Source organism: Halostella sp. PRR32, assembly GCF_034808085.1.
Classification (GTDB): Archaea; Halobacteriota; Halobacteria; order Halobacteriales; family Natronoarchaeaceae; genus Halostella; species Halostella pelagica.
Genome location: NZ_JAXHGL010000003.1, coordinates 167,674 through 182,027 on the forward strand (window position 1 = coordinate 167,674; position 14,354 = coordinate 182,027).

Consider the following 14,354-nt stretch of genomic DNA (forward strand, 5'->3'; position numbering starts at 1 on the left):
TACGATCCGTTCTGTCAGCCGTACTGCAGTCATGCGTCAGATATTCGACCCGTCTGCCCGGTCTCGCTACCCCGTGTCCCCAGCCGACGGCGTTCGCGGTCGGCACTACTCCTCGGCAGGAGGCCGGAAAATCCGAACTCGTCGGGTTTGACCGATCCCAGCGACGTCGTGTCCGCTCGCCAGCGTTCGGTCGACTCTGCTTGGCCCCGGTTGCTACCGACGAGTGCCGGTCCGCTACCGGCCAGAGCTACTCCTACGGACAAAAGCTGGTCCGCTACCGTCCCGGCGTCAGGCCGCCTCGTCGTCCTCGACTACTTCGATCCCGCGACTGTTGACGGCGTCCGGGTCGAGACCGACTTCCTGGAGGAAGTCCTTGTACTCACGCTCGCAGGACTCCGCCTCTTTCTGGCGGTCGGACGCCCGGTCGCAGAGCGCGATGAGGTCCTCGGGCACGTCGTTCGTGTAGACGATCCAGTGGTTGATGAGGTCGGACAACCGCCGGATCGGGCTGGTGAAGTGGCCGTATATCTCGAAGTTCAGCGCGTGGTGTCCGCCGAACGGGTCGTTCATGTACTTCGCGCGCGGCATCACCTTCATCACGGCCCACTGGATCTTGTCCAGTTGCCGGGCGGGTGCCTCCTCCAGCGTCGCGTTGACGGCTATCCGCGGGTCTTCCCAGGCTTCGCCCGGGATAGAAACGCCGTTCAGGTCCTGGATCTCCCGGAGCGCCTCGTCCCACTCGTCGGGGCTTGGCTGGGGGTGGACGCGGTACATCGCCTCGACGCCGCGGTCCCACATGAGTTCGTGCGTGACCGCCTTGTTCGCCTTCAGCATGCACTCCTCGATGATGGTATGAGCGCGGTCCCGCCGCGGGTTGAGGACGAGACTCCCTTCCTCCTTGCGCTGTTCGTGCATCCGGTCGGCCAGGTCGAACACGTCCGATATCTTCCCGTGGAGCGGCGAACCCGGGTCGTCAAGCCGGTTCTCCGCCTCGGTGTAGGTGAGTCGCTCGTCGCTCTCGATGACGGACTTGTAGATGTCGATGGTCTCGTAGGAGAGCGTCTCCTTGTCGAGGTGCATCTCGACGGTGTGAGCGAGGCGGTCCTCGTTCGGGACGAGCGAACAGACCGTCTCGGCCAGTACCGGCGGGAGCATGTGGACCGTGTAGCCCGGCAGGTAGACGGTGTTGCCCCGCTCGACGGCCTCGTCCCACATCGCGGTGTCCGGGTTGACGTAGTGGGTCACGTCCGCGATGTGGACCCACAGCACGTACTCGTCCTCGCGCGTCTCGATGCTGATCGCGTCGTCGAAGTCCTGCGCGTCTATCGGGTCGATGGTCCAGGTCGGCATCTCCCGCAGGTCCTCGCGCTCGTCCACCTCGTCGGCGATCTCCTGCTGGATCCCTTCGGTGCGTTCCTCGGCTTCCTCAAGCACTTCCGACGGGAACGCGTCGCGGATCTCGAACTTCTCGAAGAGTTCCTCCCGCTTGTTCTCCAGATGGCGGGCCATCTCCTCGTCGATCTCCACAGGTCCCTGCGCCTCGGCGGTGCCCGCCTCGGCTTGTGTATCGCTCATGCCCGGGGCTACGGGGGTCGCACAGTTAACCTATCGGGTAGCTATCGACGGCCACTATCGGCGGCCCACACACTCCAACGATACCGAGTACGTCGTCTGCGCGAAGCATGATCGGTCTCGACGAACCGATGGACGCCCTCGCCGTGTACTACGTCAGCGACGGCGTTATCGAACGCCACTGGATCGGTGAGGCCCGAAAAAGCCCGTCGTGAACGCGTCGAGCCCTCTACTGTTCTTCTTCGAGTGTGCCGTAGCGGTCCTCGACGGTCGCGCTGTACCACTCAAGAAACCGCTCTCTGGGGTGCTCGCCGGCGTCTACCTCGACGAGCAGTCCTTCGAGTTCGTCTCGCGGCTGGTGACAGAGTTCGCGGTAGCAGGGTTTACAGAGGTACTCGAACTCCTTACCCTCTCGGTCCCAGCGGTCGCCGTACTTGTCGTATTCCCGCGCGTCGGACCGGGGGATCGAGTCCCCGCAGGCGATGCAGGTCTCCATCTCGTCCCGGTTCTTCCGGGAGGACCACATACTACGACAGTAGGCCGGGATTTACTTAGCCCTTTTCGAGTGTGTCAGTCCCCGGTAACGACCCTTACCCGTCCCCGACTTCGCGACGGCCCCGCGTCGCCGCCCCGGAACGGTCGATTTATGCGCGCCGCGGTGGATCCACCGTTCATGCAGGTCAAGTCCCGGCACCACCTCCGCAGCGACGAAATAGACGAGATCGAGGACAACGTCGCCGCCCAACTCGACGTAGAGATCGACGGCGACGCGTACGAACTCGTGGAGTTCGAGAACAGCGACGACGAACTCGTTCTCGTCGACGGCGAACCGGCGGTCGTCTACGTGGACGGCGAACCCTTCCTCACCGTTCGCGGCGCGAACGAGTACCCGCCGGAGAACCGCGTCGTCACGGTCGACGCCGGTGCCGTCTCGTTCGTCAGCGACGGTGCGGACGTGATGCGGCCGGGCATCGTCGAGGCCGACGAGGACATCGAGTCGGGCGACCTCGTCGCTATCGCCGAGGAGTCTCACGGCAAGGTGCTTGCCATCGGCCGCGCCCAGACCGCCGGCGCGGATATGGTCGGCGACAGCGGGAAAGTCGTCGAATCGATCCACCACGTCGGCGACGACCTCTACGAGTTCGCGATCTAATCGCGACCTATTTTCTCGTCGGCGACCTCGCGCCGCGCTCCCGTCCGCGGGCTCTTTTTCGTCTGTCAGTATACTTCGCTCCGTAGCGATCCGTCCGGGAGGTGATGCTATGTGCGCCGACGACGAACGGGTCGGTAATGAGCCCTGAAGAGGACGGGTCAGACCAGTCGAGGGTCGGTGCAGGGATCGCTATCGGGGCGGGAATCGGGGTAGCGCTCGGCGCGGCCACCGATCAGATCGCACTCGGCGTCGCCGTCGGGATAGGTGTCGGAGTCGCGCTCGGAGCGGCGCTGGACCGTCGGTAGCAGCGACACTGCGAGATGGCCGGCGTTCCGCCCGATGACCGCGACGTGAGAGCCCGTCACATCTCACCCTCTCTCGTCCGCCTGTTCGGAGTCCGCCATCCAGTCCGGGTTCTCGACGGTCGTCTCGCCGTACGACTCCACCTCGTACGTGCCGGCTACCGTCCGGCTCTCGCCGCCCTCGTCGATCGATATCCGGTACTCGAACTGGTGAATGGTGCCTTCCTCGTCGACGACGAGTTCCCCGGACACCGACTCGACATCGTCGGCGATGTCTCCGATCCGCCTATCGACTTCCGTTACCTCGTAGCGGACGGCGGGCGTCCCGTCGACGACGACGGTCCTCGCCGCCGAGAAGTTGAGTATGCCGACTGTGCGCAGCAGGCCGGCCTGCGCCCGGTAGTTCGCCTCCTCGTACGTGATGGCGTCGGTGTGAACGGTGCCATCGAAGTGGCGGTATAGTGTTCCGCCCCAGTAAAACGTCTCCTGCGAGGTGTCGCCGCCCCGATGCTGGCGACTGTAGATCCGCTCCCGCTCGGCGTCGATGCGGATGACCGTTCTGGCGGTCCCGCCGCCGTCGAACGTCTGCGTCGCGTTGACGACGCCGCCCGTCGCGGCAAGCCGGTCCCAGTGCGTCTCGGCCGCCACCGTTCCGTTCGGGACGCCGTCCTCGTCGTACCCGTCGGGATAGTCGAACTCCGAGAGCGACGGCGTCTCGGCGTCGAAGCCGTCGCCGCCGTCGAGTAGCGCGCCGTTACAGCCGGCGAACAGGAGCAGTACTGCGACCGCGAGGGCTCGTCGGTGAGGGGCCATTGCCAGCCGGTACGGAGACGATCGGTTTGTACCTTCTCAGTTACTCCGTCCCGTCTATGCTGTCCTCGTCGTATGCGTCCTCGTAGCGGTCCATGGCCATCTCGTACCCCTCGACGGCGTACTCGTAGGTCTCGCGCAGGTCCTCTATCGGCGTCTCCGTCGCGTCGACCCGCAGGTCGTCGTAGTACGGGTCGACGACGTGGTCGGCGGTCGTCTCGACGAGCAGCGCCGCGCTCTGGACGTGGAGGTCCTCGCGCTTGTCGCCGCCCTCGGCGTGGCCGGCGGCAAGCGCGTCGATCAGGCGTTCCGCGAGCGGCCGGTCCTCGTCACGGCCCGCCTCGTACGCGGCCGCCGTCTCGGTGACGACGTCCTCGCCCGTGAGCAGGTTCCCCGCGACGGTGTAGTTCTCCCCCTCGACGTGCCCGTACCAGTCCCCGCACTCCTCGCCGGAGAAGGCGAAGGTCCCGTCCGCGTCCACGCCGTGTAACTGCCGTCCCTCCCGGCCGTTGTCCGCGTTCAGCAGCGATTCGAGCGCGTCTTCGACGGCCAGCCCGTCGTCGAGGTATTCGACGCCTTTCCGCCCGAGTTCGACGTTGACGAGGCTCTGCGTGGCGACGGCCCCGTTCTCGCTGGCGAACGGACAGAGCGTCCCGACGCCCGGAAGCCGCGTCGTGACAGCGACGCCGAACCGGGTCTGCTCGTCTCCGCCCTCGTCCTCGAACCGCTCTTTCACGCAGATGCTGAAGGTCATACCGATCACTGACACCGGTTCATCAAAAAGATCGGTCTTCCGGAAAGTCGCCGCCGGAGTCGGCTACACGACCCCGGTTTCGGAGGCGGCCGACGCACGCTTCGTCGGCGTGTCTGACGTAAGAACTATACTCGCTCCGCCGGAGGTGTTTCCCTATGGGACTCATGAGTAAGATACTCGGCGACCGCAATAGTCGCTCGACTGGGGATTACGTCGAACTCAACCCTGATGACTTCGACGCCGGAACGAGCGAGGCGGCGATGGAAGTTCATATCGCCGAGATAGCGGGCAAAGAAGACGTGATAGACATCAAAGACGCCGTCTACGACGGGGACCTTATCATTGCTGACATCACTCGTCTCCGGACGGAGGACCCGACGGTCGAGCATATCACCGACGAACTTCGCCAGGTCGCCGAGGAAGTCGGCGGCGACATCGTCCAGAAAGGCGACGACCAGATCATCGTCACGCCGACCGGCGTCAGCATCAGTCGCGAGAAACTCGGCACGCGATAACCGTCGCTCGCGCAGCGTTCTTTCTGCCCTGTGGAACCGAAAACGCGGTCGAAAACCGTCTCAGGCGTCGACGTCGTGGTCGGGGTCGTCCTCGACCGACCGTTTTAGCGATTCGCGCCGGGCCTTCGCGTCCCGACCAGTCGCTTCCAGCAGGAACTCGTTTTTCGCGTCGACAGCGTCGGCCGCGGCGTCGGCGTTCCCCTCCGCGATGACGTCTTCTGCGTCTCGCTCCTCGAAGTGGACCGCCAGTTTGTCCTTCTTGCTACCGTAGGACGCCGTGCCGGCGATGATCTGGTCGAACACCGGATTGTCTGGGTTCCCGATGACGTACAGTTCGTTGCCCTCGTACTCCTCGGTCCCGGTCACCTCGCCGAAATACTCCTCGATAGTCGCTTTCATGTCCGGGATCCGTTCTTCGAGATACTCGCCACGACGCATCTTGTATTCCTTCATAGGTGATGAGATGCACAGGGGGAGGTTTACCCTTTTCGCGTCAGCGCTCCCGTTCAGTGATGTATCCGTGCCGGCACTCGGGGCAAATATCCCCCGACCGGAGCGACGACCGGGTCGCAGAGGCGCTGTACCCGCACTCCGGGCAGACGAACTCCGTGTCAACGCTCTCGGTATCGGTCGGCGCGTCGGGCGACGGTGCGGACCCGGCACTCGTGATACTCGTCTCCGTGGTCGGCTGGTCTCCGCCGACGGTTTCGTCGCCGTCGATGTCGACGTTTTCGGCCTCGGGCGTCAGCCCTCCACCGAACTCGACGTCGGCCGTTTCGTCGCCTAGCTCGGCGTCGTACCCCTCGTCCTCGCCCTCGTTCTCGGGCCAGGCCGTCGGTTCCATCTCGTCGTCGTCGGCTCCGGTGTCCTCGGCCTCCGGCCATTCACCGTGTTTCCGGTCGCGGTCCGGCTCCTCGTCCTCGTCGAGGATAACCGCGTCGTCCTCCTCGGTGGCCGGGGCGCTTTCGGCCTCGGCGACCACGTCTTCGGCGGTGTCCGTGCGTGCTTGCTCGGCCGCGTCCGTTTCCGCGGCAGTCTCCTCGATTATCTCCGCGTCGTCGGTTACGTCGTCGCTCTCGTCCGCCGTGGCGGACTCCTCGGCGGAAGCGGTGTCGTCCGCGGTGGGCGAACTGGCGGGCGTATCCCCGTCTCCGCTTTCGCTCGCGGTTTCGAGACTGTCGTCGGTGTTCGCCGATGTGTCGTCCGTCGTCTCTGCGCCTGTGGTTCGCCCCAGCGACGTGACGTTCGTGTTCTCCGTGAGTAGTTTCTCCTTCCCGCAGCGCGTACACGTTTCGACCTCGCGGACAGTCTCCACCACCTCGCTACCGTCCTCCTCTCGCTCGCGTTCGACCTCGGTTTCCCCGAAGTCGTGCCCGAGTAACGAACATCTGATACCCATTGTCACTCCATATCCAACCGGGGCTCAAAAGGCTACTGCTTGGCCTGATCAGGGGTTAATGGTAAAACCCACCCTCGCCAAGTATGGGCCATGAGAGCAAAGCGGGAGTACCGTGACCGGGATTCGGTCGAGGTTTCGGTACTCGACGCCCTCGTCGACCGGAGCGAGGAGGGGATGACTGTCTTCGAGATCCGGTCACACGTCGAGGAGGACATCGACGACCTCGAAGGCGCACTGGCGACGCTGAAGGAGGACCAGCTAATAACCGTCGACGAGAACGGCGACCGGACGGTGATCAAACCGGACGACCGCGTCGTCCCTGACCCGGGCGAGCCACAGGACGATGACCAGAGCGTCTTCGACCGTGTCCGCGACCGGCTACCGTTCTGATAGGAACTGTTGTACCTCAGTACGGCAGTTCGCAGATCCGCGTCGGCGAGTTCCAGGACACGTTACAACGATCCCGATGATAGGGAGGTTTTTCCGCCGCTACCCCCACGACACGAGTATGACAGTTATCGAGTCGGTCCACGAGGACCACGGCGCGACGTTCGGCGGACGCGGCGGACGCCGCGTTCCGGTAGAGTACGGCCGCCCCAACAGAACCCACCGCGCTGTCCGGAACGTCGTCGGCGTGACGGAGATGCAGTACGGCATTGTCGTCGTCACCGGCGACGACCGCGTCGATTATGTCGACAACGCCGTTTCCAACGACGTTCCGTCCACGGACGGCGAGGGCATTTACGCTCTCCTGTTAGACCCTCAGGGCGGCATCGAAACGGACATCTACGTGTACAACGCGAACGACCGCCTCCTGCTGTTCACCCCACCCGGCCGCGCTGAGCCCCTCGCCGCGGACTGGTCAGAGAAGGTGTTCATCGAGGACGTCGAGATCAGCGTCGCGACCGACGAGTTCGGCGTCTTCGGCGTCCACGGCCCGAAAGCGACCGAGAAGATAGCGAGCGTTCTCAACGGTGCCGCGTCTCCCGACGAACAGCTCTCGTTCGTCCGCGGGTCGATGGGCGACGAGGGCGTCACCGTCGTCCGCACGGACGGTCTCGCTGGCGAGGAGGGGTTCGAGGTCGTCTGCGCCGCGGCCGACGCCGCGGACGTCTTCGACACGCTGGTAAACCACGGGCTGAACGCCGCGCCGTTCGGACTGCACACCTGGGAAGCGCTCACGCTCGAAGCCGGGACGCCGCTGTTCGACACGGAACTGAAGGGCCGGATCCCCAACGTCGTCGGGATCCGAAACGCGCTCGATTTCGACAAGGGCTGTTACGTCGGCCAGGAGGTCGTCTCCCGCGTGGAGAACCGTGGTCGACCGAGCAAGCGCCTCGTCGGCCTCCGACCCGATGCGGTGCCGGACGCCGGTGCGGCCGTGTTCGCGGGCGACGAGGCGGTCGGCGAGGTGACGCGTGCGGTCGAGAGCCCGATGCTCGATGAACCGATCGCCTTCGGGCTGGTGGACTTCGACGCGCCCGCGGACGGCCTCACCGTTCGCGTCGGCGGGGAGGAAGTCCCGGCACAGCGCACGGCACTACCGTTCGTCGAGGGGAGCGACCGGTCGGCGCGACTGCCGACGTACTGACCCGTCCTTTTACCCTGGGACTTATCACTGAAGCCGCGGCCACACCCGCCGTGTTCTGAAAAACCGCCGCGGAGCGGTCTGCGGGTGCGCGATCAACCGCTTCGCGTTCGAACGTCTCTGCGGATAGATCGCCTGCTCGCTACGCGCCACTCCAACTACGAGAACACCTTCCGCAGGTGCTCTCGCGAGAACAGCGACGACGGACGGTCCATGTGAACACCGATCTCCCCGGAGAGCGCGCTCAGGCCCGCCCGCTGGACAGGTTCCGGCAGGGAATACGCCCGCCGGAGCCAGTGGCCAAGGCGGATCTCCTGTGAGAGGTCGTCGCGCCACGCGCGTTCGTACGCCGCGAGCGACGCCGGACTGTCCGGATCGATCTCGCGAACGGCGTGATCGGCGCTCGTCATCCCGTAGAGGATGCCGCCGCCGGTGAACGGTTTCGTCTGCGCGGCGGCGTCACCGAGCAGGAACCCTCGGTGGCTCGTCACGCTCTCCGGCGGTCCGATGGGGATCGCGCCGGAGCAGCGTCTGTGCAGGTCGACGCCGTACCCGTCGATGAGGTCGTCGAATCGTCCTCCCACGTCGTCTCCCGGCGGAGCCGCGAGTCCGTACTCGACGCCGGCGTCGCCACGCGGGATGCGCCAGGCGAAAAACCGCGGCGCGCTCAGGTGGACGTCGACGTAGTCCGTGGCGTCTGCGTCCGAGTCGAACCCGAGAACGCCGTGTAGAAGTTCGCCCGGTTCCGCCAGGTCGAGTTCGGTGCGGACACGCGACCGCGGTCCGTCACAGCCCGCGATCATCTTCGCCTCGAACGTCTCGGTGCCATCAGGACCGCGGACGGTGACCGCGACGCGGTCGTGACGCTGGTCGACCGCAGTGACAGTGTGGTGTTCGCGCACGTCAGCGCCGGCGTCGCGCGCGAGACCCGCGAGATGGCGGTCCAGTCCCTCGCGGTCGATGACGTTCGACACCACTTCGCGCTTGTAGAATCGGTGAGCGTCGCTCCCCGGCCCGCCGACGTGAAAGCGCGCGCCGACGATCTCGTTCTGCAGCAGTTCGTCGCGCGCGTTCTCGCCGGTGAACCCCCAGATGTCGGTACTGACGTGGCCGGAACAGGCGAGCGGCTCTCCGACCTCGCCCTGTTCGAAGGCGAGCACGTCGTACCCCTCCTCTGCGGCGCGCCGGGCGAATCGCGATCCGGCGGGGCCGGCCCCGACGACGACGAAGTCGTACATGTCCGACGAGTCGACGGGAGGGGCTAAATCCTTCCCGGTCGCACATCGTCGTTTCGCGGGCCGCGCGGTCTGCGTTCTCCGGTCGAATCAGCCTACAACCGCCAGGCCGCGGCAGGTGTCTTCGCCGAACCGCTCCCACGGCACCGGAACGCGCTCCCAGCGGTCGCCCACGTCGGCGGTGCGGAACAGCCCGTGATTCGTCGCCGCGAACAACTCGCCCGCCTCCGTTCCAGCCGCGAGGACCGCTCGGACGACACCCTCGCCCGCCGGGAAGTCGGTCAGTCGAACCCACTCGCCGCCGTCGCGCTTGCGGTAGAGGTACGACTCCGCTCGGCTGGCCGTGTGTGCCGAGTACGCGCCGCTGGCGGCCGACACGAGCACCGTGTTCGGATCGTCCGGATCGACGGCGAGGCTCCAGCAGTAGCGGTGTTCAAGCCCCTCCTGTGGATGGTCCCACGTCTCGCCGCCGTCGCGCGTCTCGGCGTACCCATCGCCCGCCGCGCTCCAGGCCCGGTCCGGGGCGTCGGGGTGGGTGGTCAACGTGTGGTTGTCCCGGCGCGATCCCGGCGGGCGCTCCCGCCACGTCTCGCCTCCGTCTTCCGTCATGACGAGCGCGCCGGCCTCGACGCCGACGTAGAGGCGGTCCGCGTCGTTCGGATCCGGTTCGATCCACCGGACGTGATGTGTGTCCGGACGCGGCGGGAACGACCACTCGTCAGCCGATGGGAGGTCGATCAGTCCGTCGAGAAGCGACCACGTCTCGCCGCCGTCCGTCGAACGGTACACCCGCGAAGGTTCGGTCCCCGCGTACACGACATCGGGGTCCCGAGGCGAGACGGCGACGGACATCACGGCGTCCTGTTCGATCGTCTCGCGACCGACCCGTTCGAACGAGTCGCCGCCGTCCGTGGACCGCCGGAGACCGGACCCGAACGTCCCGACGAACGCGCGGTTCGGAGCGTCGGACGAAACGTCCACGCACTCCAGGTCGTACCCATCGAGCGATCGCGTGTCGGACCACTCTGCTCTTTCGCGTTCGGCGACTACGAGCGCGTCACGCATTGCGGCGTACGCTGTCGGCATGGGCGTAGCTACGGCCGTCTCGGAGAAAGGTCTATCCTGAATTCGACTACTGTAAAAGTAGAGACGTATCGCTACCGAAACTACTCAGTCGTCGCCCGCAGCCTTCACCGGCTCTTTCCGCTGTCCGCGCGGGCCTTCGAGGTCCACGTCAGGTAGCAGGTCACGGAGGTACCGCCCCGTGTGGGAGTCGTCGTTTCGTGCGACGGATTCGGGCGTACCGTTGGCGACGATCTCGCCGCCGTTCTCGCCGCCCTCGGGGCCGAGGTCGACGATGTTGTCCGCGTTCTTCACGAGGTCGAGTTCGTGCTCCACGACGACGACCGTGTTGCCGTTGTCGACGAGGCGCTGGAGCACCTCGATAAGTTTGCGCTCGTCGGCGGAGTGGAGACCGGTCGTCGGCTCGTCGAGCAGGTACAGCGTGTCGCCGGTCTGTTTCTTGCCGAGTTCCTCGGCCAGTTTGATGCGCTGGGCCTCGCCGCCGGACAGCGTGGTCGATGGCTGGCCGAGTTTCATGTAGTCGAGGCCGACGTCTTTCAGCAACTGGAGCCGACGCGAGAGGCGGGTGTCGGCTTCGAAGAAGTCGTAGGCTTCCTCGACGGACATCTGGAGGACGTCGGCGATGGTTTCGCCTTTGTAGGTCACGTCCAGCGTCTCGTCGTTGTAGCGTGCGCCCTCGCACTCCTCGCAGGGGACGTACACGTCCGAGAGGAAGTTCATCTCGATCTTGACGGTCCCCTGGCCGCCGCACTCCTCGCAGCGGCCGCCCTTGACGTTGAACGAGAAGCGACCCTTCTCGTAGCCGCGCTGTTTCGAGAGCTTGGTCTCGGCGAACAGTTCGCGGATGTAGTCGAAGACGTTCGTGTACGTCGCTGGGTTCGACCGCGGCGTGCGGCCGATGGGGCTCTGGTCGATGAGCCGGACCGTCTCCACGTTGTCGACTCCCTCGATAGCGTCGTGGTCGCCGGGGTCGACGGAGTGGTTGTCGTTCATCTCGCGGGCCAGTCCCTTGTACAGGATCTCGTGCATCAGCGTCGACTTTCCGGAACCGGAGACGCCCGTGATAGCGGTGAAACAACCGACCGGGATATCGACGGTCAGGTTTTTGAGGTTGTGCTGGCGCGCTCCGCGAACGGTGAGTGCGCCTTGCGGGTCGCGGCGCGTTTCCGGCACTGGGATCTGCTTGCGCCCTGCGAGGTAGTCGCCCGTAACGGAGTCCTCGCAATCGATGATCTCGTCGGTGGTCCCCTGAGCGACGACCTCGCCGCCGCGCTTGCCGGGGCCGGGACCCATGTCGACGACGTTGTCGGCGCGGCGCATCGTCTCCTCGTCGTGTTCGACGACGATCAGGGTGTTGCCCAGGTCGCGGAGTTCTTCCAGCGTGTCGAGCAGGCGGTCGTTGTCCCGCTGGTGGAGACCGATAGACGGCTCGTCCAGCACGTAGAGGACGCCGACGAGACCGGAGCCGATCTGCGTCGCGAGGCGGATACGCTGGCTCTCGCCGCCCGAGAGCGTCGCAGCCTCGCGATTCAGCGTCAGATACTCCAGGCCGACTTCGGTCATGAACCCGAGTCTGGCCCGGATCTCCTTTAAGATCTCCTCCGCGATAGTCAGGTCGCGCTCGGACATCCCGTCCTCCATCCCCTCGAAACGTTCCAGAGCGTCGCCGATGCTCATCTGGTTGACTTCGGTTATCGAACTTCCCTCGACCAGCACGGCGCGGGAGGCGGGCTTGAGGCGCGTCCCCTCGCAGGCGGGACACTCCGTGACAGTCATGTAGTCCTCGATGTGTTCTCGCGTGCTGTCGCTTTCCGTCTCGACGTGACGGCGTTCGAGGTTCGGAACGACGCCCTCGAAGCGCTTGGTCTTCCGGCGGGTTCCGTTGCTCGTCTGGCGCTCGAACAGCACCTCGTCGTCAGTGCCGTAGAGGAACGCCTGCTGAACGTCCTCGTCCAGTTCGTCGAACGGCGTGTTCACGCTGACGCCGAAGTGGTCTGCAACGGCGTCGAGGCGGGTGCGGTAGTACGACCGGTTGTAGCTCCACGCTTCGAACACGTTCTTCAGTGGTTTCGAGGTGTCCTGGACGACGAGGGCTTCGGACACCTCTTTCGTCTCACCGATGCCCTCGCACTCAGGACAGGCACCGTGCGGGCTGTTGAACGAAAACGACCGTGTCTCGATTTCGGGGAGGTCGATGCCGCAGTGCGTACAGGCCAGGTCTTCGGAGAACTCGACGACGAGGCGGTCGTCCGCCTCTCCGGCGAGGTCGCCGGTCGACCGTGCCCTCGTGCCGCCGAGGCCGACGTCTTCGGGCGGATCGGGGAGGATGACCTTGAGGACGCCGTCGGCCTCCTCCAGGGCGGTTTCGACGCTGTCGGCGATGCGTGAGCGCGCGTCGGGTGAGACTTTCACGCGGTCGACGACGACGTCGATAGTGTGGTCGTAGTTCTCGTCGAGGTCCGGTTTGTCGAGGGTGAGGTCGTATGACTCGCCGTCGACCTCGACCCGGCTGTACCCCTCACTGACGAGTTCGTCGAACGTGTCCTCGAACGCCCCCTTCTGGTCGCGGACGACCGGCGCGGCGAGTTTCGCCCGGGTCCCCTCCGGTAGTTCTAGCAGGCGAGTGACCATCTGCTGGGCGCTCTGCTCGCCCACCTCGCGGCCGCACTCGGGGCAGTGCGGCGTGCCGACGCGAGCGTACAGCAAACGGAGATAGTCGTGGAGTTCCGTCACCGTGCCGACGGTCGACCGGGGGTTGTTTGCGGCGTTTTTCTGGTCGATGGAGATCGCGGGGGAGAGCCCCTCGACCGTCTCGACTTGTGGTTTGTCCATCTGGCCGAGGAAGTTCCGCGCGTAGGCTGATAGCGACTCGATATATCGGCGCTGCCCCTCTGCGTACACCGTCTCGAAGGCGAGGGAGGACTTTCCGGATCCCGACAGTCCGGTCACGACGTTGAACTTCTCCCGGGGTATCTCGATGTCGAGGTCCTTGAGGTTGTTCTCCTCCGCACCTCGTACCTCGATGTAGTCCTTACTCATCTACACTGTGCCAGGGACGCAGGGTGTGAAACCCTGTCGGTTTCAGGTGCGGATCGGTCCGCGGATACAATCATAACGGGTATCGGAAGGCGTCTCCCGCCCGATCTTGTATTCGCGGCGACCTGTCGTTTCTCCGTTCTATCGCCCGCTCGTGAGCTGATTTTATAGACAGATTTTTTATCTTTAAGTACTAGAACGAGAGTTCGAATCTATGGCATCCACTGACGTTATCGGCGGTGTCGATCTCACTGGCGAACGATACACGGTGAAGCAGTCGCTGATACGGAACAAGTACGCCGTGTACGACGGCGACGGGTCGCTGGTCCTGAAAGCCAAACAGAAACTCTTCAAGATGAAAGAGGACTTCCCGTTCGTCACGCCCGACGGCGAGACGGTGTTCAGGGTGAAAGCCCAGAACCTCCTCGATATCGCAGGTGACTACGCGATCATCGACGAACGGAGCGGTGAGACTATTGCCGTCCTCGAAAAGCAGTTCACCTTTCTCAAGCACGTCTGGCGCGTCAAAGACCCCGATCACGACGGCGTCGTGGCGACCGTCGAGTCCCGCGGGGCGCTGGTTGAACTCCTCCGGAACATCCCCCTTCTCGAAATAGCCACGTCGTTCATCCCTCACAAGTACACGATCGAATCGCCTCGCGGCGATTCACTCGGTGAAATCGCGGGGCAGTTCTCGTTCCGTGACGTGTACGAGATCAGCATTCAGGAGACGGGCGAGGCGTCCCGCGAAGCCCTGGTCGCCAGCGCTATCGCTATCGACGCGCTGGAGGGGAATTAATACTGTCGGCTGTAACTTCGTAATGATACTCGGTCCCCGAGGGTCCGATATTCTTCAAGGGATTACAGCCGACAGTATAACGACCTCCTGTCTCGAATCGTCGGGGGC

The 14,354-nt window shown here is 64.9% G+C and carries 15 protein-coding genes; 6 read left to right on the forward strand and 9 right to left on the reverse strand.

Annotated features, from left to right (window positions below):
- Positions 1–288: 288 nt before the first annotated feature.
- Positions 289–1,575: a ribonuclease R family protein gene (locus SM753_RS10700; RefSeq protein ID WP_323191593.1), complete on the reverse strand. Its 1,287-nt coding sequence runs from the start codon at positions 1,573–1,575 to the stop codon at positions 289–291.
- 226 nt (positions 1,576–1,801) lie between these two features.
- Entirely contained in the window at positions 1,802–2,098 is a 297-nt protein-coding gene (locus SM753_RS10705) for a hypothetical protein (RefSeq protein ID WP_135533865.1), read from the reverse strand.
- 147 nt (positions 2,099–2,245) lie between these two features.
- Here SM753_RS10705 and SM753_RS10710 point away from each other — a divergent pair, with 147 nt between their 5' ends.
- Positions 2,246–2,725, forward strand: coding sequence for an RNA-binding protein (locus tag SM753_RS10710; protein WP_135533864.1), 480 nt, complete (start codon positions 2,246–2,248; stop codon positions 2,723–2,725).
- 137 nt (positions 2,726–2,862) lie between these two features.
- Entirely contained in the window at positions 2,863–3,030 is a 168-nt protein-coding gene (locus SM753_RS10715) for a hypothetical protein (RefSeq protein ID WP_323191594.1), read from the forward strand.
- Positions 3,031–3,093: 63 nt separating this feature from the next.
- On the opposite strand, the gene SM753_RS10720 is transcribed toward SM753_RS10715, so the two are convergent.
- Together SM753_RS10720 and SM753_RS10725 are read right to left on the reverse strand one after the other, a co-directional pair.
- The gene (locus SM753_RS10720) at positions 3,094–3,840 is read right to left on the reverse strand and encodes a hypothetical protein (RefSeq protein ID WP_323191595.1); all 747 of its coding nucleotides are present in this window, start codon (positions 3,838–3,840) and stop codon (positions 3,094–3,096) included.
- A 40-nt stretch (positions 3,841–3,880) separates the two neighbouring features.
- Positions 3,881–4,591: a DUF1028 domain-containing protein gene (locus SM753_RS10725; protein WP_323191596.1), complete on the reverse strand. Its 711-nt coding sequence runs from the start codon at positions 4,589–4,591 to the stop codon at positions 3,881–3,883.
- Between the two features lie 155 nt (positions 4,592–4,746).
- Here SM753_RS10725 and sepF point away from each other — a divergent pair, with 155 nt between their 5' ends.
- Entirely contained in the window at positions 4,747–5,106 is a 360-nt protein-coding gene (sepF, locus tag SM753_RS10730; RefSeq protein ID WP_135533861.1) for a cell division protein SepF, read from the forward strand.
- A gap of 60 nt (positions 5,107–5,166) precedes the next feature.
- On the opposite strand, the gene SM753_RS10735 is transcribed toward sepF, so the two are convergent.
- Entirely contained in the window at positions 5,167–5,559 is a 393-nt protein-coding gene (locus SM753_RS10735; RefSeq protein WP_323191597.1) for a DUF5611 family protein, read from the reverse strand.
- A 40-nt stretch (positions 5,560–5,599) separates the two neighbouring features.
- Entirely contained in the window at positions 5,600–6,505 is a 906-nt protein-coding gene (locus tag SM753_RS10740; protein ID WP_323191598.1) for an oxidoreductase, read from the reverse strand.
- A gap of 90 nt (positions 6,506–6,595) precedes the next feature.
- Between SM753_RS10740 and SM753_RS10745 the strand changes: the two genes are divergently transcribed.
- Positions 6,596–6,895, forward strand: a complete 300-nt coding sequence (locus tag SM753_RS10745; protein ID WP_135533858.1) for a DUF6432 family protein — start codon at positions 6,596–6,598, stop codon at positions 6,893–6,895.
- A 118-nt stretch (positions 6,896–7,013) separates the two neighbouring features.
- Positions 7,014–8,096, forward strand: coding sequence for an aminomethyltransferase family protein (locus tag SM753_RS10750; RefSeq protein ID WP_323191599.1), 1,083 nt, complete (start codon positions 7,014–7,016; stop codon positions 8,094–8,096).
- 155 nt (positions 8,097–8,251) lie between these two features.
- Here the strand turns inward: SM753_RS10750 and SM753_RS10755 are convergent, their stop codons facing one another.
- From SM753_RS10755 to uvrA, 3 genes are all read right to left on the reverse strand, one after another.
- Complete coding sequence (locus tag SM753_RS10755; protein ID WP_323191600.1) at positions 8,252–9,331, reverse strand: geranylgeranyl reductase family protein; 1,080 nt, start codon at positions 9,329–9,331, stop codon at positions 8,252–8,254.
- A gap of 87 nt (positions 9,332–9,418) precedes the next feature.
- Positions 9,419–10,414, reverse strand: a complete 996-nt coding sequence (locus SM753_RS10760) for a hypothetical protein (RefSeq protein ID WP_323191601.1) — start codon at positions 10,412–10,414, stop codon at positions 9,419–9,421.
- Between the two features lie 84 nt (positions 10,415–10,498).
- Positions 10,499–13,450: an excinuclease ABC subunit UvrA gene (gene uvrA, locus SM753_RS10765; protein WP_138796645.1), complete on the reverse strand. Its 2,952-nt coding sequence runs from the start codon at positions 13,448–13,450 to the stop codon at positions 10,499–10,501.
- 211 nt (positions 13,451–13,661) lie between these two features.
- Between uvrA and SM753_RS10770 the strand changes: the two genes are divergently transcribed.
- Entirely contained in the window at positions 13,662–14,246 is a 585-nt protein-coding gene (locus SM753_RS10770) for a hypothetical protein (RefSeq protein ID WP_323191602.1), read from the forward strand.
- Positions 14,247–14,354 lie beyond the last annotated feature (108 nt).